An 18,958-nucleotide genomic window follows, 5' to 3' on the forward strand; every position below is an offset into this window, starting at 1 on the left:
CGATGAACCGGCCAAACGCTTTGTTATTTCAATTGTATTTTATATCCGTTCTACCCTCGTGGCGGCAGGCTTGCAGCCACCAGCTGCACCAATCCGCTCAGTGGCATGGTCTGCAACCAGACCTTACCTGGTCCTTTTAAGGTCGCCAGGAATAAACCTTCACCGCTTAAAAAGATGTTTTTCATCCCTTTAACCGCCTGAATGTCAAAACTCACTGATTCTTCAAACATCCCGATGTGGCCCTGATCGATTTTCAATACTTCCCCTGCTGCCAGATCGTATTCCATAATCGATCCATCCAATTCAATAAAGGCCGTTCCCGGTCCTGAAATTTTTTGCAGAATAAAGCCTTCACCACCAAAAAAGCCAACACCGATATTCTTTTTAAAGTACAGATCCACATCCAGGGTCGATTCACCAGCTAAAAAACTATGCTTTTGACAGATCATTGACTGTCCTTTTTGTAAGGTTAGTGCTTTGATTTCACCCGGATAGCTGGAACAAAATGAAATTTGACTGTTCCCTCGTTCAGCTGTATAGGTGGTCATGAACAGCGAATCGCCGGCCAGCGAACGTCTCAAACCTTTGAGGACTCCACCCTTGGTATTTGTTTCCATGCGAATGTATTCCGACATCCAGGACATCCCGCCAGATTCCGTAAACATCGATTCCCCATTATCCAGAGTCACCGTCACCACCGGGAGATTGCCTCCCTTGATTTCAAAATTCATTTTCTCCTCCTCATTTTATGTTGATATACAAAAATCGCCAATTGATGGATATCTACCCCAAAATTGGCGATTTATTTTGTTTTATCTGACTATTTTTTTAATTTGATCAGGTTGATCAGTCCACCAGCCAACAGCATTTCTTTTTGCCGTTCAGATACTTCCAGTAGCATTGTATAGGTTAAGCCTTTGGTCTTATTAACCAGCTTAGCCTGACCCGATTTAACCGCTTCCAGAGCATTCTCGATAATCAGTTCATCATTCAGTTCGATGGTGTCATAATCGGCTTCAGTTTCGAATACCAGTGGCAGAATCCCGTTATTGATCAGATTATTCTTATGAATCCGGGCAAAGGATTTAACCGCTACCCCTTTGATACCCAGATAAACCGGTGCCAGCGCCGCATGCTCACGGCTGGAACCCTGACCATAGTTGGATCCGCCAACAATAAAGCCGCCGCCGTTATCCAGGGCCCGTTGTGGGAATTCCGCATCACAGGGTGCCAGACAATAGTTTGACAGGTAGGGAATATTGGAACGGTAGGGCAGTAGCTTGGCGTTGGAAGGCATGATGTGGTCAGTGGTGATGTTATCTTCGACGACAATCAGTGCCTTGCCAGCGACGGTATTTTCCAGTGGTTTGGTGGCCGGGAAAGGTTTGATGTTAGGTCCTTTGACAACTTCCACTGTGGTACCTTCCGGGGCTGGGGCCATCACCATCGTGTCGTTGAGTAAAAAGTTATCCGGCATCACAATTTCCGGCAGATCAAGCTTGCCTAACGGATTGGTCAGCACCCCTGCCAGGGCAGAAATAGCTGCTGCTTCGGGGCTTAACAGATAGACATCGGCCGATGGCGTTCCCGAACGACCAAAAAAGTTCCGGTTGAAGGTTCGCAGTGACACGGCATCGGTGGAAGGCGCCTGACCCATCCCGATACAGGGACCGCAGCCGCATTCCAGCACCCGGGCGCCAGCGTTTAGCAGATCAGCCAAAGCACCATTTTCAGCGAGCATCGTTAATACCTGTTTTGATCCTGGGGCAATCACCAGGGAAACATTTTCAGCCACGGTTTTGCCTTTAACGATGGCGGCCACCTTCATCAGATCCAACCACGATGAATTGGTACAGCTGCCAATGGCCACCTGATTAACGACCAGACCTTCGATCTCCGAAATTTTTACCACCTTGTCGGGACTGTGGGGACAGGCCGTTAATGGTTCCAACACATCCATATCAACTTTAACCACTTCGTCATAGACAGCATCAGCATCGGCAGACAGTTCAATGTAATCTGTACCTCTGCCCTGGGCTTCCAAAAATACTCTCGTCATTTCATCCGATGGAAAAACCGAGGTCGTTGCCCCCAGCTCGGCACCCATATTGGTAATCGTCGCCCGTTCGGGAACCGTCAGGGTTTTGACCCCCTCGCCAGTGTATTCAAAAACCTTGTTGACGCCGCCTTTGACAGTACATTGGCGCAACACTTCCAGAATGACATCCTTGGAGGATACCCCAGTGCGCAGTTTGCCAGTTAATTCAACCTTAACCACTTTAGGCATGGTGATATAGTACGGGTCGCCGGCCATGGCTACAGCCACGTCCAGACCGCCGGCACCAATAGCCAGCATACCGATGCCGCCGCCGGTAGGGGTATGACTGTCTGATCCCAATAGGGTATCACCCGGCACACCAAAGCGTTCAATCTGAACCTGGTGGCAAATGCCATTGCCCGGTTTAGAATAAAAGACGCCGTGTTTTTTGGCAACGCTTTGGATATAGCGGTGATCATCCATGTTTTCCGGACCTTCCTGAAGCATGTTGTGATCAATATAGGCCAGGGATTTCTTTGTTTTAACCCGCGGCACCTCCATTGCTTCAAACTGCAAATAGGCCATCGTTCCGGTGGAATCCTGGGTCAGGGTCTGATCGATGCGAATTCCAATTTCTTCGCCTTTGACCATTTCTCCCACTACAAGGTGTGCCGCAATAATCTTCTCTGTTAATGTTTTTCCCATTTAATTTACTATTTCCTTTCGATACTGCTATTTTCCTGATTTTCTCGGTGTGATTTGATTATACTTATAAATCATGATTGGTTTATTATACCATCTTTTTTCGCAACTTTCCATTTTTTTACTTTAGCGGTTCCACTTCAATTTAAACCGAAACTATGTTATACTGAGGCTCAATTAACTCAATTGTCGCAAGTGGATGTGGAGGGGATCATGACTTTTCTAAAATGCTTCAGCCGCTTTTTATATGCTCAGGGAAGAAAAAACAACATCATCAATCTTTCAGCTCAGATGTCCTACCGGACGCTGTCAGCATTTATTCCTTTTTTGATGTTGCTTTATAATTTCATCAACTGGTTTTCTGCCGGTGTGAATGAAACGTTGGTTTTTGTGCTTTCAAAAATACTACCTCAGTCGATCATGGATTACGTTAATCTAGCGATGGAAAATGCCAATACCATTTCTTTTTCATTGGGGACCAATCTGATCCTTGGTTTTTTTATTTTGTATGTCTCGGTTTCCGCCATGCATTCGCTGATCACTTCATTAAACCGCATCTTCGGACAGGAAGAAACCCGGGGCATTATCGCGCTCTGGATCCAATCCATTCTTTATCTGTTTTTGTTTCTGCTGATTATCTTTTTTACGGTTTTTTTCTATCTGTTCGGGGAGAAACTGCTCGCCTTTATTTTTAGCGCCTTAAATTTATCCGAGTTTTTTGCTATTTTCATCATTCTTTTTACGCTACTTTATATCATTATTGTACCCACCCTTATTTTTACCCTGATCTATATGTACGCCCCCAAGAACCATCTTGGTTTTTTTGAAGCCCTTCCGGGTGGTGCTTTTGTCAGCATCAGCTGGTTTATGATCCTTTTTCTATATGCCTTATTTGCCAACGCGGCCCTGGATTTCAGCACCTTTTTCTTTAATCTGCAAGGGCCCTTCTCGCTGTTTTTCGTGGTCTATCTGATCTGTTTTACCCTCACCCTGGGCGGCGTCGTCAATCTTTATGGAGCTGAGCAATCACTAGTGAAAAAAGAACCCCGGGAGGCTGGAAAATGATTGAACGGATAATGAATTTGAAAATTGTCAAGCTGCTCTTCTTTTTGATGGAAGATTTTGAAGAAACCGATTTTTCTGGAATCTGCACCCAGATGTCTTTTTACCTGTTACTGGCTTTTTTTCCGTTGTTGCTCTTTCTGATTTCATTTATCGGGAATTTTATCAAACCCTTTGAGACCTATCTCTACGATATTTTAAAAACATTTTTGCCTAATCTTTCCTATGAATATGTGACTGGCTTATTGGACAGCATCATCAGTCAGGTTTCCGGTTCCAATTACGGTCTGATCCTGGTCGCCTTTTTCTTTTCATCCCTGGCCACCAGAGCCATTATGATTGGCATCAACCAGACTTATGGTCGTGAAGAAAGCCGGACCCTGAGAGAAATCTGGTTTTATTCTTTTCTGTTTACGATCCTGTTTGCCCTGGCCATTTTATTAATTGCGGTTGCCTATATTTTCAGTGCTGATGTCGGTACTGTTATTTTTCAGAAAATCGGGCTATATACATATTATTATCCCGTCCTGAGTTTTTTTGCGGTTGCTTTTTCATGGATTGTGTCAACCCTCATTTTTAATATGATCTACGTGATGGCACCCGCTCAACCGTTAAAATTTAAAAGTGGACTTCCCGGTGCGCTATTTGCAACCCTGGGACTTAATATTGCTTTTCGAATTTTCACCTTATTTATTAATCATTCTACAAAATACAGCACCCTTTATGGTAGCCTGGGCGGACTTTTTGCCCTGATGGTGGCGATTTACTTTATCTGTGTGATTTTAAATCTGGGCGGAAAGATCAATCTGTATTGGTCTCTATATCAGGACAAAGAATTCTCATTTAAGTTATAGGTGTTACACTTTGCATGAAATTGTTAAAAAGATTTTACTTTGTTTAAAAAGATGCACTATCAATATCAAAGGATTGTGATAAAATGTTAGGTGTATCAGCACTCGATTCCAACCAAATTGAAAGGACACGACCATCATGAATAAAATCAATGACCATACAGATTTAGCCAATAACAGGCGTTTTCTCAGTTACCAATATTTTGGTGCCCATCTCAATGAAAAAGGGGTCACTTTTCGGGTCTGGGCGCCTAATGCTCTGGGTGTTGCCGTTGTCGGCGATTTCAATGGCTGGAACATCCATGATCATCCCATGAGTCCAGTTTCAGGCCGCCATGGGATCTGGGAACTTTTTATCCCGGCACTATCGCAGGGCCAGCTTTACAAATATGCGGTTCGCCAGCAGGATGGTGAAATAGCCTATAAGGCTGATCCCTACGGTTTTTACAGCGAAGTTAAGCCCAAAACAGCTTCGATTATCTGGACCCTTGAAGGCTATGACTGGCAGGATGAAAACTGGTGCAAAAAAAGAACCGAAACCGATTGGCTAAAAATGCCGATAAATATTTATGAAGCCCATCTGGGCAGCTGGAAGCGCAATGAACAAGGGGATTACCTGAGCTACCATGAACTGGCCGATCAGCTGGTACCCTATCTGGTGGAAATGCATTATACCCACATTGAACTGATGCCGATCATGGAACATCCCTTTGATGGTTCCTGGGGTTATCAGCTGACCGGCTATTACGCTGCCACCAGCCGCTACGGTGATCCCCAGGGACTGATGCATTTCATCGATTGCTGCCATCAGGCCGGTATTGGTGTAATTCTGGATTGGGTGCCCGGTCACTTCTGTAAAGATGATCAGGGGCTACGACATTTTGACGGTACCAGTCAATACGAGTTTTCTGAACACCAGCAATGGGGCACGATGGTCTTTGATTATGGCAAACCGGAAGTCCTTGATTTTCTCATCTCCAATGCCCACTTCTGGTTTGACTGCTACCATATCGATGGCCTGCGCATCGATGGGGTGGCCAGCATGATTGAGCTGAACCACGGCCTCGATGGTGAACCCTTTCACAATACTCAGGGGGGTACCGATCGCCTGGAAGCGCTGGCCTTTCTGCGGGAATTGAATACGATTATTTTCCGAGATTTCCCCTTTGCCATCATGTCAGCCGAAGATTCCACCTCCTATCCGATGGTCACCTGGCCAGTGGATAAGGGCGGACTTGGCTTTAATTTGAAGTGGGACATGGGCTGGATGCACGATACCCTGGATTATATGAAAACTGATCCGATGTTTCGGAATCGCTTCCATAATCTGTTAACCTTTTCAATGGCCTATGCCTTCAACGAAAATTTCATCCTGCCGCTTTCTCATGACGAAGTGGTTCACAGCAAACGAACCATCCTGGACAAAATGTTTGGGGATTATAATATGAAATTTGATCAGTTTCGCATCCTCTTCGGGTATTTAATGACCCACCCGGGTAAAAAGTTGTCGTTTATGGGAAATGAATTTGCCCCCTTCCTGGAATGGCGGGTGGACGAATCGCTGGAATGGTTTTTGCTCAATTATCAAAAGCATCAGGAGATTCATACTTATATCAAGGATCTCAATAAGTTCTATCGTAAAGAAAAAGCACTCTGGAGCGATGACCATAGCTGGGCCGGCTTTGAATGGCTGGAACCAAATAACAGCGAACAGAGCATTCTGATTTTTAAACGCCTTGGTTCAACGGAAAAGGATACCCTGATTACCATCATCAACTTTTGTCCGCTTAGCTATAATGATTATCAGATTGGCGTTCCTGCCCCGGGTAATTACCGGCTGGCCTTCAATTCCGATGACCGCAGCTATGGCGGTAGCGGTTTTACTATGAAAAAAACCATGAAGGCTCAAACCAGTCCCCTCCATGGGCAGGACTATTCGGTTTCAATCAATATTCCCCCCTCATCGGTAATTGTCTTGAAGGGTATTGTTCCCCGGGCAAAAGCCAATACGAAACCGGAACCGGCTAAAAAAACAAAAGCCAAAAATAAATCACACGATTAAAAACACTTTATAAAACTAGCTTTGCTGAAAGGAACTACCATGAATTCTTCAGAACGAGAAAACATAAAAGCAGCCTATAAGGCTACCTTTACCAAAAAAATCGAAGAGGTTTCGGGAAATTGTCTGGCTGATGCCTCTCTGCTTAAACAATACCAGGCCTTGGCTGAAATGGTAATGGAAAGCATCACCTCCCAATGGGCTAAAACCAACACCCTCTATAACAAAAACGAATCCAAACAGGTCTACTTTTTTTCCATTGAATTCTTAATTGGACGCCTGATGAAGTCCTACCTCAGTAATTTGGGGGTTGAAGAGCTTGTTCAGGAATGCTCGGCGGAAATGGGGCTGGATTATGAAGCCATTCTTGCCCAGGAGTCCGACCCGGGTTTGGGCAACGGTGGCCTGGGCCGATTAATGGCCTGCTATCTGGATTCCTCTTCGGCCATGGGGATGCCGGCCCACGGCAATGGCATCCGTTATAAATACGGCCTGTTTGAGCAGCGCATTATTAATGGTGAGCAGATTGAAGTAGCCGATAACTGGCTTAAAAACGGCTATCCCTTTGAGATCCGTAATCCCGATAAGTCGGTCATCATTAAATACTACGGCCAGATTCATTCCGAAAACATTAATGGTAACCTGACCTTTGTCCATGAAAATTATGAAGCCATTATGGCAGTACCTTACGATATTCCGATTAAGGGTTATCGCAACGAAACCGTTAATTCATTGCGACTGTGGAGCGCCGAGCCGCTGGAAGCCTTTGATCTCCCCTCTTTTAATCAGGGTCATTTTTTAAATGCGGTCCGTCATAAATCGGAAGCAGAAGCCATCAGTCAGATCTTATATCCCAATGATAATGGTTTCGACGGCAAACTTCTGCGGCTCAAACAAGAGTACTTTTTTGTCTGCGCCGGGATCAAACGGATCATTGTTGATTTTAAGCGCTCCAACAATAATTCCATGGACGGCTTCAGCGATAAAATTTGCATCCACATTAATGATACCCACCCGGCTTTATGCGGTCCCGAACTGATGCGGGTACTGATGGATGAAGAAGGTCTGGGTTGGGAGGAATCCTGGAAGATTACCGTAGCAGCGATGAGCTTCACTAATCACACCGTCCTTCCGGAAGCACTTGAAAAATGGCCAGTCGATATGATGAAAGATTTACTGCCCCGGATTTACATGATTATTGAAGAAATCAACCGCCGTTTTCTGCTGGATCTGGATAACGAATTTCCTCATGATCTGGACCGTAACCACAGCCTTTCAATCATCCGTGACAACTATGTCCATATGGCCAGCTTGGCCATTGTCTCCAGCCATTCGATCAATGGCGTGGCGACCCTCCACAGCAAAATCTTGAGAGAAGAAACCTTTAACGGCTTTTACCAGGTCTTCCCCAAGCGATTCTATTCGGTCACCAATGGGGTTTCACCACGCCGTTTTCTGATGAACAGTAATCCCGAGCTGAAAACACTGATTAATGATTCGATTGGACCGGATTGGGACCATAACCTGTTCGATCTGAAAAAACTGTTGAATTACATTAATGATCCGGTTTTTTATCAAAAGTTCGACGCGGTCAAACTGTCAAATAAGGTCCGACTCGCCAATTACATGGCCCGCTACAATAATGTAACGGTCGATCCCAACTCAATTTTTGACATCCAGGTCAAGCGGATTCATGAGTATAAACGACAATTGCTGAACGCCCTCCATGTCCTTTATCTGTATAATCGGCTGAAAGAAAACCCCAATCTGGAAATGGCGCCGCGAACCTTTATCTTTGCCGGTAAGGCAGCACCAGGGTATTACTATGCTAAAGAGGTGATCAAGCTGATTACCGCCATTGCCGAGCTGGTCAACAACGACCCGTCCCTGCATGACAAGCTGAAGGTGGTTTTCCTGGCCAATTTCAACGTTTCCCTGGCGGAGATCATCTATCCGGCCGCCAATATTTCCGAACAGATTTCAACGGCGGGAAAAGAAGCCTCGGGAACTGGAAATATGAAATTCATGATGAATGGGGCTATTACCCTGGGCACCATGGACGGTGCCAATATCGAAATTCTGGACGCCGTTGGACCCAGCAATATCGTCAGCTTTGGCCTGTCTGCCGATGAAGTCCATCATTATCAGAAATACGGCGGCTACCGATCGATCGATATTTTTGAACAGGATCCCCGGATTCAGCAGGTGCTTCACCAACTGATAGACGGAACCCTCGGATATGGACTCAGCTTCCAGGCCATCTATGATTCACTGCTTTTGTACAACGATGGCTACTTTGTTCTGAAAGATTTTAATGCCTATGCCGATGCTCAAAATCAGGTGGATCATCTCTTCCGCAACCCGACCATTTGGACCAAAATGTCCATCAGCAACGTAGCAAACTCCGGTATTTTCTCAAGCGATCGTTCGATTGCCGACTATCAACGAGAAATCTGGAAAATCATTTAAGGAGGTATCACTTTGAATACTGAATGTGTCGCAATGCTCCTGGCGGGAGGTCAAGGTAGCCGTTTAGGCTCGCTGACCTTTAATAACGCCAAACCGGCCGTTTTATTTGGGGGGAAATATCGAATCATCGATTTTCCGCTCAGCAATTGTATGAATTCGGATATTGATGTGGTGGGGGTGTTAACCCAGTACCGCCCCTATATCCTGAATAATTATATTGGTGATGGGTCGGCCTGGGCGCTGGATCAGGTCCAGGGTGGGGTTCATATCCTGCCGCCCTATATGGGTCAGAAAGGGGGCCGCTGGTATTCGGGAACTGCCGATGCCATTTACCAGAATCTGGATTTTATTGATCGCTTCGATCCGGAATATGTGCTGATTCTTTCCGGGGATCATATTTATAAGATGGATTATTCTAAAATGCTGGCCTTTCACAAAAAGAAAGAAGCCGACCTGACCATCGCAGTGATGGATGTTCCCTGGGAAGATGCCCACCGCTTTGGCATCGTTAACACCGATGAGGAACACTGCATTAAAGAATTTCAGGAAAAGCCGGAACACCCCAAAAGCAACAAGGCATCCATGGGTATTTATATTTTCACCTGGAAAGAGTTAAAAAAAGCGTTGCTGGACGATGCTGGAAACCGGGAATCTGAACACGATTTTGGCCACAACGTGATTCCCATGCTCCACGAAAGCGGCAAGCGGATCTATGCCTACCCTTATTCCGGCTACTGGCGGGATGTGGGAACGGTTCAGAGCTATTACGATGCCAACATGGATCTTCTGGATACCGACTGCGATTTTGATCTCAGCGACCGGAACTTTCGGGTCTTTTCCAACAATACCAGCCGTCACCCCCAATTCATCGGCCCCCAGGCCAAGATCAGCAACAGCCTGATCTGTGATGGTTGTATTATTTTTGGCAAGGTTGAGAATTCGATTCTTTCCCATGATGTGGTGATTCATAAAAAAACCAGTTTAAAAAATGTGATCGTTCACACCGGAGCCATCATCGAAGATGGGGCTATTTTAGAAAATTGTATCGTAGGAGCCCGGGCCAGAATTAAAGGTGATGCCCGATATGTTACTGATCCCGCCGACACAACTCCTGAAATACATGTCATTAATAACTGAAAGGAGTAAGAACAAATGAAAAATGCTGTTGGACTTATCTTAAATGTCGATGGAGAGGATGATTCCTTAAAAGACTTTCTTCAACATCGCAGCTTGAGCACCCTGCCTTTTGGCGGGCGCTATCGACTGATCGATTTCACCCTCTCCAATATGGTCAATTCCGGTTTATCGCATATTGGTGTCATCGGCTCTCATAAATACAGTTCCCTCGTCGATCATCTGGGGACTGGTAAGGAGTGGTCGCTGAGTCGAAAAACCCAGGATCTTTCGATCCTCTCAGGATCAAATAATTACCACATTGGCCGGCTGATCAAGGTTAATCTGCGTAATCTCCAGAATAACCGGGGCTTTCTTGACGCCACCGGAGCCGAACATATACTGATTGCCACACCAAACCTGGTCACCACCTTTGATTTCAAAAATGCCTATGATATTCATTTAAAAAATGACAGTGACATTACCCTGATTTTTAAAAAAGATGATCCACTGTATCATCTCAAGGACAATGACCTCTATCTGGAATTTACCAAGAACCGGGTCAGTGGTCTCCACTATAAACGGGAACATACCACCGGACATTTTTTTACGGAGATGTTTTTTGTCAAAAAGTCCATTCTGGAGGAATTGTTGGATCTCAGTGAACGCACCGGCGACTGGGATTTAATGGATATGATCAAATATAATATCGATACGCTCCGGGTTTTCGGGGCCCAACATACCGGTTATATTAAACGGGTAAACTGCCTGGAAAATTATATGAAAACAAGTATGGATTTACTGGAGTATGAGATTATGCAGGAGCTTTTCCTCGGCAAAAATTCCATCCATACCAAAATAAAAGATAATCACCCCACCCTTTATGACGATCCGGCCCAGGTTTCCAATTCCATTGTCGGCAGCGGCTGCATCATTGATGGAACCATTAATCACAGTATTATTTTCAGAGACACCCAGATGAACGTTGGTTCCCACATCCAAAACAGCATTATCATGCAACGGTGCGAAATCGGGAGAAATGTTAATTTGAACTATGTGGTCATGGACAAGGATACCAAAATCAGTGATCACACCACCTTAGTGGGCAAACCCCATGCGCCCATTGTTTTAAAGAAAGGCACGGTAATTTAAATGTTAAACGTCCTATTTGTCGCTTCGGAAGCTTACCCCTTTTCAAAAAGTGGTGGATTGGGGGATGTCCTTGGCGCCCTGCCGAAATCATTTCCCGAAGATGTGGATGCCCGGGTCATTCTTCCCTATTACAGCACCATTCCAGAAGAATTGCGTCGAAAAATAAAGCCGCTTAAACATTTTCAGATGTGGATGTCTGACACCCTCCATTATTGCGGCCTGTTGTCCTGCGAATATGAAGGCGTCACTTTTTATTTTATCGACAATGAGGCTTTCTTCAAGCGCCCCTCGCTTTATGGCTTTTTTGATGACGGTGAACGGTTCAGCTTTTTTTGTCGGGCGGTGCTGGACTCCATGCCACTACTGGATTTTACCCCGGATATTATTCACTGCAATGACTGGCAGACGGCTGCCGTTCCCTATCTGCTCAAACATCAGTATCGCCGGGCTTTTCCCGATACCAAGGTGGTGTTTACCATTCATAATATCCGCTATCAGGGGGTTTATGGTTTTCACGATATCAGTCCCTATCTCCATCTGGGATTCTTACCCTCGGACCTGGAGTATTACGGAAAAATCAATCTGATGAAAGGGGCTCTTTATGCCGCTGATTTGATTACCACGGTCAGCCCTACCTATGCTAAGGAATTGACCGATCCCTATTATGGCGAAGGCCTGGATGGCGTAATCCGCCATCTCAGCCATCAGGTGGTGGGGATTCTCAATGGTATCGATGAGTCGATTTATGATTCCAAAACTGATCCCGCCCTATTTTTCCCCTTTGACAATCCTGAGAAAAAGAAAGCGGATAACAAAAAAGCGCTGCAGGAGTATTTCGATCTGCCAGTTCGCGGGGATGTTCCGATGGTATCAATGATTACCCGGTTGGTTGAACAAAAAGGGCTGGATCTGGTGTCCAACGTGATCCACGAAATTTTACAGCAGGATCTTCAGCTGGTTATTCTGGGGACCGGCGATTCAGTTTATGAAAATCTGTTCCGGAGTATCGCCTACAACTACCCGGATAAAATGGTGACCATCATCGACTTTGATGAAGCGCTGTCCCGCAAAATTTATGCGGCCAGTGATTTTTTCCTGATGCCGTCTAAATTCGAGCCCTGCGGCCTCTCCCAGATGATTGCCATGCGTTATGGAGCCGTTCCCATCGTTCGGGAAACCGGCGGACTCAAGGACACCGTCAGTTATTTTAACGCCAAGACCAAAAAAGGCAATGGTTTCAGCTTTGCAACCTATAATGCCCACGACATGCTTTTCACCATCCAACATGCCGTCGCCTTATACCACAATTCACCGACCGCCTTTAAAAAATTGGTAAAAAATGCCTATAACACTCATTTTGACTGGAAACAATCTGCTGATATTTATCTTTCATATTATAATAAATTGATGGAGTGATAAGATTATGGAATTTCGTCATCATTCATGGGAACCGGTATTTCGCACCCCCTTTGGAGCGCTGCCCATTGGCAGTGCCGTTACGCTACGGGTCTATGCCACTGAAATTGAGAAGTTAAAACTACGGGCTTATTTTAAAGATCAGGAAGTTATGCATTCAATGATCAAATCCCGGGAATCCAATTATTGGGAAATCACCCTCGATATGCCTCAAGCGCCCGGTATCCTCTGGTATGATTTCAGTTTTGAATCCCGGGGCCGAGCTTATGCCTATGGCACCCAGCACGACCACTTGGGCGGTGAAGGCCGGATTTATGAATCAAAACCACCATCCTATCAAATTACGGTTTATGATCCCAAGCGGCAGTCACCAGCCTGGTATTCCCAGGGAATCATGTACCAGATCTTCCCGGACCGCTTTAATCGGGGTACCGACTTTGATCTTACCAACTTCCATCGAGATGCCATCCTTCATCCCAACTGGAACGATACCCCCCACTATTTCCGTGAAAAGGACGGCGGTATTAAATACTGGGATTTTTTTGGCGGCACCCTGTCAGGCATTACCGAAAAGCTGGACTACCTGCAGAGTTTAAACATCACCATCCTATATCTGAATCCTATTTTTAAATCCCGCAGTAACCACCGCTATGATACTGGCGATTATATGACCATCGATCCGGTTCTGGGAACTCAGGAAAGCTTTGAAACCCTGGCCTCAGAATGTAAAAAACGCGGAATTTCGATTATTCTTGACGGCGTTTTCAGCCATACTGGTGACGACAGTCTTTATTTTAATCGTTACGGGAACTATGCCGGTCTTGGTGCCTATCAGTCGCAAGAATCAGAATACTATCCCTGGTACACCTTCACTAACTATCCCAAAACCTACACCTGTTGGTGGGGAGTCGATGCCATGCCCAATACCAATGAGATGCATCCCAATTTTCAGGCCTTTATCTATAAAAATAAGGACAGTGTTATCCGTCACTGGATGAAAGCCGGAGCTTCGGGCTGGCGGCTGGATGTAGCCGATGAACTGCCAGATCCCTTTATCAAAGGTCTGAAAGATGCCATGATCGAGGAAAATCCTGACAGTATTTTGATTGGTGAAGTCTGGGAAGATGCTTCCCGAAAAGTCGCCTATGAAGAACTGCGCAGCTATTTTTCAGGCTATGAACTGGATGCCGTAATGAACTACCCCTTCCGGGAAACCTTCATCGACTTTGTTATTGGTGACAAAAGCTCCGGCTCGGCTGCCCGGATTATGATGTCACTTTACGAACATTATCCCAAAGATCAGTTTATGGGCAATATGAACCTGATTGGCAGTCATGATCGACGGCGGATCCTTAACGTCCTTGGCGAGGCCTATAAATATCTGGGAAACCATAGCCATAAAACCTATCGGCTGGATGACACCCAATACGCACTCGCCGTAAAACGATTAAAGCTGCTCAGCCTGATCCAGTTCACCTTCCCTGGCGTTCCCTGCCTATACTACGGCGACGAGGCCGGGGTACAGGGTTTTGAAGATCCCTACAATCGGCGCACCTATCCCTGGGGCAATGAGGATCAGGATCTACTTGCCTGGTATCAATTGATCACCAAACTCCGAACTGATCATTCGGTCTTTCAGAATGGTACCTGGAAACCCTACGAAGCCAGCGACGATCTTTTTGTCTTTGAACGACGGAACGACGACACTCTCTGCTTTTGCCTGTTTAACCGCAATTCCCGGGCCGTACATTTGTTTAAGCATCCGGACTTTGCCGGCTGTCAGGGTTTCGATCTGATCTCTGGAGAACCTATTTCTTTAAACCCGATCGTTCTACAGCCCCTTTCATATGCTATTGTGTTGGTAACACCTGACACCTGTCAAATTATTTAGACTCATCTTCTTAAAGGATTGCGGTTATCCGCAATCTTTTTTGTTTTATTCTTTTGAGAAGGGGTAATTAAATTAAGATACTTCATTAAGATAAAATAGCAGCAATTGTTTCGCTGATTCTTAAACTACTTTATTGAAAGGAAACCTTATGAAACCCTCAGAACATCTTGAAGAAATTGAAAATTTTAAATCTGCCTATATCAAAAAAATAGAAGAAGTTTCCGGTGAATATCTGTCCGAGTCATCCCTCTTGAATCAATATGAAGCTTTAGCTGAACTTGTCATGGACAAAATAGCTTCCCAATGGGCTAAAACAAGATCTCAATACGATGAGATCCCACACAAACGGGTCTATCTGTTTTCGATCGAATTTTTAATCGGACGGTTGCTAAAATCCTATGTTAACAGCCTGGATATGGAGGAAACCGTCAAAACCGCCATGGCTGAATTGGGCCTGGATTATGAAACCATTCTCAGTCAGGAAACCGATCCCGGTTTAGGAAATGGCGGCCTGGGACGGCTAATGGCCTGTTTTTTAGAATCTTCGGCCACCCTCGGTTTACCCTTCCATGGCAATGGTATCCATTATAAACACGGTCTTTTTGAACAGAAAATTATCAATGGTGAGCAGGTTGAGGTCGCCGACAACTGGCTGCGACACGGCTATCCCTTTGAAATAAGAAAGCCCAATGAAGCCGTTATTGTTAAATTCTATGGGAATCTCCATTCTGAGAAAATCAATGGTGTTCTGACCTTTGTTTATGAGGACTATGAACCGATACTGGCAGTACCCTATGATATTCCCTTAAAAGGTTACCATAATAATACCGTGAACTCCTTACGTCTATGGAGCGCCGAACCGATTGAGGAATTTGATCTGCCCAGTTTCAATGAGGGACAGTTTCTCGATGCCGTCCGGCATAAATCAGAGGCTGAAGCAATTACTCAAATTTTATATCCCAACGATAATAAGTTCGACGGCAAGCAACTGCGTTTGAAGCAGGAGTATTTTTTTGTTTGTGCCGGTTTGAAACGGATGATCACACGCTTTAAGCGTTATAACAATGATTGCCTCGATGAGTTTGCCGACAAAATATGTATTCACATCAATGATACCCACCCCGCTCTGTGCGGTCCGGAAATAATGCGGATTTTTATGGATGAAGAAGGTTTAAGCTGGGATGATGCCTGGAAGATTACCGTTAACTCGCTGACCTTTACCAATCACACCGTTCTGCCAGAAGCGCTCGAAAAATGGCCAGTGGATATGATGAAATTTCTACTGCCGCGAATTTACATGATTATCGAAGAAATTAACCGCCAATTTCAAGAAGAATTGAGGAGTAAATCCGGACTTAACGAATTACAAATCAATTCATTATCGATCATTCAGGATGGGCAAATCAATATGGCTAATCTGGCTATCGTCTGCTGCCACTCTGTTAATGGTGTTGCTGAGCTCCACAGCAAAATTCTAAAAGAGGAAACCTTCAATGGATACTACAAACTATTTCCCGAACGTTTCCATTCGGTTACTAACGGCGTTACTCCCCGTCGTTTCCTAATTAACAGTAATACTGGTCTAAGGGATTTGATCACCGAATCCATCGGTACCGATTGGCTCAACAATCTTTTTGACCTTGAAAAGCTAATGACCTTTAAAAATGATGCGCCGTTTTTTGATCGTTTTAATCGGATCAAACTGGACAATAAAATCCATTTGGCAAATTATATTAACGCACATAATCATATCTCGGTAAACCCGGAATCCATTTTTGACATTCAAGTCAAGCGCATTCACGAATATAAACGACAGCTTTTAAACGCCCTGCAGATACTCCACTTGTATAATCATTTAAAAGCAAACCCCCATATCGAAATAGTACCCCGGACCTTTATCTTTGCCGGCAAAGCCGCGCCGGGATATTATTTTGCCAAGGAAGTTATTAAGCTGATTAACGCGATTGCCAACCTTGTCAATAATGACAAAGATATCCGCGATCAGATTAAGGTAGTCTTTCTGGCTAATTTTAATGTAACTCTGGGTGAGATCATCTATCCTGCTGCCAATATTTCCGAACAGATCTCAACTGCTGGTAAAGAAGCCTCCGGTACTGGCAATATGAAATTTATGATGAATGGTGCTATTACGCTGGGCACCATGGACGGAGCCAACATTGAAATTCATGAAGCAGTCGGTGATAACAACATCCTTACCTTTGGCTTATCCTCTGATGAGGTTTCGCATTTTGAAAAACATGGAGGTTACAGTTCCGTACAAATCTATGAAAATGATCATCGCATCCAGAAAATTATGCATCAGCTCATTGATGGTACCTTTGGTCATTTAGCCAGTTTCCAAAGTGTTTATGATTCCCTACTTTTATATAATGATACCTACTTCGTACTAAAAGACTTTGATTCTTATGCAACAGCTCAGCATCATATCAATGAGCTCTTTAAAAACAAAAACAAATGGTTTGAAATGTCCCTCAGCAACGTGGCTTACTCCGGTCTTTTTTCCAGCGATCGCGCGATTCTGGAATATCAAAAGAATATTTGGAAGACACTGTAGATTAAACACCCTCCTTTCCCCCTTTATTTGGAAGCCTAACCTGAGTACAACCCGGGTTGGGTTTCCTTCGCAGTTTGATTTGTAATAATTATCAGCTTTTATTTCACCGGCATACAAACAACTACTAATAAAAACAATAATATTGCTAAATCGGAAACCTCCTAGCTTTATGTTTAGATAAAAATGATCGATCGCCGATAGAATCTCTCAGTTTTTTCCTTGAACATTTGTGTAAGCGGCGGCAAAGACTTTAGTTTTAAGGGATAATCTTTGACTGAACTAAAAAAGTTCTAAAACCGAGGTGGTTTTAGAACTTTTTTTTAATTTACTGTCGGGGTAGCACCTTGCTGGCCGCCTCCCATAATTTGGATCGACGCAATCTCTTCTGAACTTCCGGCATAGACTATCATCAACATACTTCCCACTGCAATGTCAGCACTACTTGCGGATTCATCGTTATTTGCTTTTGTACTGGATGATTGGGTTCCCGGTTCCGGCATGGTCTGTCTGGTGATTGTAATCGTGTCAGAAAGCGTAATTGTCTGACTTTCTCCGGTCAGTGTCAGCATTTCAGGAGCTCCTGCTATTGTTCCTGCTGGTGGTGTCGTCCCATCTGTCGGCTGAGCTGGCGGTATTTCTGCTGTACTCTGAGTTTCGCTTGTCTGATCACCCGTTGGAGCTTCACCAGTTGGTTTTTCACCCCCACCTTCATTCATTGTCCCCAGTGCAATGGTAATCTCTGATCCGCTGATGCCAGTGCCCTTTCCATAAACAGTTGTACCACTTGTTGAAGCCGTTGCGGCGCCATTTGCTGTTCCACTGGTTGTGCTCGAGCTTGAACAGCCACCGAAAGCAAAAATGCTCAGGGTGATCATTGTCAGTACAATTAATTGAATTCGTTTGTTGTTCATAATTTAGATTCCTCCACTGATTTATACTTTAAACTCCAAAGTATAACAAACCAGTGTGATGTTTTTGTGTAGGCTGTGAATATATTTACTGAATTGATGCAGCTGGATTTTTACACTTATAACTGATTTTAAGCTTACTGCCGTCTAATGAATCCGTGCAACTCCGGCTCCGTTTCACTACGCCTACGTTTGGGGCTTCGCCCCATAAAAAAATAGATATATGAATATTGATTTTCAAGTGTACTTGAATCATCCCGTCTACACTCACTCATGCGGCACTTCGGCTTCGCTGCGCTGCGCCTGCGTCGCGTCAGTCGCCAGATGGCTCCTTCCTAAAATATAAAAAATAGAGACGAAAGAACAAATAAAATTTGCTCTTTCGTCTCTATTTTTATATTTTTCGCCGCATGGCTCGTTGTTTCACGCAAAAAAATAAAAGTCCCGCAATGTCCTATCCTCCCAGGCAGTTGCCCACCAAGTACTTTCGGCGCTGGAAGACTTTACTTCTGTGTTCGGTATGGGAACAGGTGTGGCCCTTCCGCCATCATTACGGAACTAGATAAACTAGTTAATATTATTTAATTATGATTGCATTTATCAAGTGTCTTTTATGATCACGCAGTGATCATTCAAAACAGCACAGTGTATAAAATCTTGGATCAAGACCTCGGTCGATTAGTACTGGTCAGCTCCATATGTTACCATACTTCCACATCCAG

General features: G+C 44.6%; 12 protein-coding genes and 1 rRNA gene. 9 read left to right on the forward strand and 4 right to left on the reverse strand.

What is annotated here, in order from left to right:
• Nucleotides 1-50 precede the first annotated feature (50 nt).
• Nucleotides 51-731, reverse strand: a complete 681-nt coding sequence (locus A3KS_RS0105900) for a TIGR00266 family protein (RefSeq protein ID WP_026394133.1) — start codon at nucleotides 729-731, stop codon at nucleotides 51-53.
• A gap of 89 nt (nucleotides 732-820) precedes the next feature.
• Nucleotides 821-2,743 carry an aconitate hydratase gene (locus A3KS_RS0105905; RefSeq protein WP_026394134.1) on the reverse strand — a complete coding sequence of 641 codons (1,923 nt, stop codon included), beginning with the start codon at nucleotides 2,741-2,743 and terminating at the stop codon, nucleotides 821-823.
• A gap of 210 nt (nucleotides 2,744-2,953) precedes the next feature.
• Between A3KS_RS0105905 and A3KS_RS0105910 the strand changes: the two genes are divergently transcribed.
• From A3KS_RS0105910 to A3KS_RS0105950, 9 genes are all read left to right on the forward strand, one after another.
• Entirely contained in the window at nucleotides 2,954-3,805 is an 852-nt protein-coding gene (locus tag A3KS_RS0105910; RefSeq protein ID WP_026394135.1) for a YihY/virulence factor BrkB family protein, read from the forward strand.
• Nucleotides 3,802-4,656, forward strand: coding sequence for a YihY/virulence factor BrkB family protein (locus A3KS_RS0105915; protein ID WP_026394136.1), 855 nt, complete (start codon nucleotides 3,802-3,804; stop codon nucleotides 4,654-4,656). Before A3KS_RS0105910 ends, A3KS_RS0105915 begins: the two co-directional genes overlap by 4 nt.
• A 136-nt stretch (nucleotides 4,657-4,792) precedes the next feature.
• The gene (gene glgB, locus A3KS_RS20245) at nucleotides 4,793-6,715 is read left to right on the forward strand and encodes a 1,4-alpha-glucan branching protein GlgB (RefSeq protein WP_035355430.1); all 1,923 of its coding nucleotides are present in this window, start codon (nucleotides 4,793-4,795) and stop codon (nucleotides 6,713-6,715) included.
• Nucleotides 6,716-6,754: 39 nt separating this feature from the next.
• Nucleotides 6,755-9,181: a glycogen/starch/alpha-glucan phosphorylase gene (locus A3KS_RS0105925; RefSeq protein WP_026394137.1), complete on the forward strand. Its 2,427-nt coding sequence runs from the start codon at nucleotides 6,755-6,757 to the stop codon at nucleotides 9,179-9,181.
• 12 nt (nucleotides 9,182-9,193) lie between these two features.
• The gene (locus A3KS_RS20250) at nucleotides 9,194-10,318 is read left to right on the forward strand and encodes a glucose-1-phosphate adenylyltransferase (protein ID WP_051355688.1); all 1,125 of its coding nucleotides are present in this window, start codon (nucleotides 9,194-9,196) and stop codon (nucleotides 10,316-10,318) included.
• A 15-nt stretch (nucleotides 10,319-10,333) separates the two neighbouring features.
• Nucleotides 10,334-11,446: a glucose-1-phosphate adenylyltransferase subunit GlgD gene (gene glgD / locus A3KS_RS0105935; RefSeq protein ID WP_026394138.1), complete on the forward strand. Its 1,113-nt coding sequence runs from the start codon at nucleotides 10,334-10,336 to the stop codon at nucleotides 11,444-11,446.
• Nucleotides 11,447-12,862: a glycogen synthase GlgA gene (glgA, locus tag A3KS_RS0105940; RefSeq protein ID WP_026394139.1), complete on the forward strand. Its 1,416-nt coding sequence runs from the start codon at nucleotides 11,447-11,449 to the stop codon at nucleotides 12,860-12,862.
• A 7-nt stretch (nucleotides 12,863-12,869) separates the two neighbouring features.
• Nucleotides 12,870-14,753 (forward strand): glycoside hydrolase family 13 protein, encoded by a 1,884-nt coding sequence (locus A3KS_RS20255; RefSeq protein ID WP_035355433.1) that lies wholly within the window; start codon nucleotides 12,870-12,872, stop codon nucleotides 14,751-14,753.
• A gap of 148 nt (nucleotides 14,754-14,901) precedes the next feature.
• The gene (locus A3KS_RS0105950; protein ID WP_026394140.1) at nucleotides 14,902-17,328 is read left to right on the forward strand and encodes a glycogen/starch/alpha-glucan phosphorylase; all 2,427 of its coding nucleotides are present in this window, start codon (nucleotides 14,902-14,904) and stop codon (nucleotides 17,326-17,328) included.
• 320 nt (nucleotides 17,329-17,648) lie between these two features.
• On the opposite strand, the gene A3KS_RS0105955 is transcribed toward A3KS_RS0105950, so the two are convergent.
• The gene (locus tag A3KS_RS0105955; RefSeq protein ID WP_026394141.1) at nucleotides 17,649-18,239 is read right to left on the reverse strand and encodes a hypothetical protein; all 591 of its coding nucleotides are present in this window, start codon (nucleotides 18,237-18,239) and stop codon (nucleotides 17,649-17,651) included.
• Nucleotides 18,240-18,677: 438 nt separating this feature from the next.
• A 5S ribosomal RNA gene (gene rrf / locus A3KS_RS0105960) occupies nucleotides 18,678-18,794 on the reverse strand.
• Between the last annotated feature and the right edge of the window lie 164 nt (nucleotides 18,795-18,958).

The organism is Acetobacterium malicum subsp. dehalogenans DSM 11527 (assembly GCF_000472665.1).
Taxonomy (GTDB): domain Bacteria; phylum Bacillota; class Clostridia; order Eubacteriales; family Eubacteriaceae; genus Acetobacterium; species Acetobacterium malicum.